This is a genomic window from Bowmanella yangjiangensis, from assembly GCF_017255015.1.
In the GTDB taxonomy this organism is placed as follows: Bacteria; Pseudomonadota; Gammaproteobacteria; order Enterobacterales; family Alteromonadaceae; genus Bowmanella; species Bowmanella yangjiangensis.
Window position 1 is genome coordinate 1 of record NZ_JAFKCS010000596.1, and the last position, 447, is coordinate 447.

Here is a 447-nt window from a genome sequence, read left to right on the forward strand (position 1 = left end):
GGTCAATGGGCGCGACCATACCGATTTCAGCGCGCGGGTGAAAGTTCAGTCACTCACTCCTGCGGGGTGCCTTGCGTCGCCGGCCCGATCACGATGTGGCTGCGTTGGCGCTTGGCCAGGTACATCGCGCTGTCGGCCGCCTTGGTCAGCGTGACCGCGTCCTGGCCATCGAGCGGGCACAGGGCGATGCCGATGCTCAGGGTCACGAAGTCGATGCATGTACCAGCGATGTCGAAGGGTTTGCGCAGTGCGGCGATCAGGCGCTCACCGACGATCCGAGCGGTTTCGGCGCTGGCGTTGGAGACCAGCAGGGTGAACTCGTCGCCACCGAGGCGGTAGAGCTGGTCCGGCTGGCGCAGGGCGTGCTGCAGGCGCAGAGCAATGGCGCGCAGCAGCTCGTCGCCGGCGTCATGGCCGAAACGGTCGTTGACCTGCTTGAAGTGATCC

At 66.0% G+C, this 447-nt stretch carries 1 protein-coding gene; it reads right to left on the bottom strand.

Annotated features, from left to right (window positions below; all coding sequences use genetic code 11):
* Window positions 1-53: 53 nt before the first annotated feature.
* Window positions 54-447: GGDEF domain-containing protein (locus J0A65_RS25840; RefSeq protein WP_206597058.1), on the bottom strand; the 394-nt coding region annotated here is incomplete at its 5' end.